This is a genomic window from Bowmanella dokdonensis, assembly GCF_017254865.1.
Classification (GTDB): Bacteria; Pseudomonadota; Gammaproteobacteria; order Enterobacterales; family Alteromonadaceae; genus Bowmanella; species Bowmanella dokdonensis.
Genome location: NZ_JAFKCV010000265.1, coordinates 1 through 317 on the forward strand (window position 1 = coordinate 1; position 317 = coordinate 317).

Sequence of the window (317 nt, forward strand, 5' to 3'; positions counted from 1 at the left end):
TCTTCTTTCCTACCGGAAGAAGACCAGGGTATCTTCCTGACCATGGTGCAACTGCCCACCGGAGCAAGCCAGGAGCGTACCGAAGAAGTGCTGAAAAAGGTCTCTGAATATTATCATCAGGAAGACTCGGTACGTTCGGTCTTTACCGTGTCAGGCTTCAGCTTTGCCGGTCGAGGTCAGAACGTTGGTTTAGCCTTTGTGCGCTTGAACGATTGGGATGAGCGTGACAGTAGCCAAAGCGTGCAAGCCACCATAGGTCGGGCAATGGGGTACTTCTCCACCATCAAAGAGGCCCAGATTTTTGCCTTTAACCTGCC

The 317-nt window shown here is 52.1% G+C and carries 1 protein-coding gene; it reads left to right on the forward strand.

What is annotated here, in order from left to right:
* Nucleotides 1-317: efflux RND transporter permease subunit (locus J0A66_RS22505; protein WP_206576045.1), on the forward strand; the 317-nt coding region annotated here is incomplete at both ends.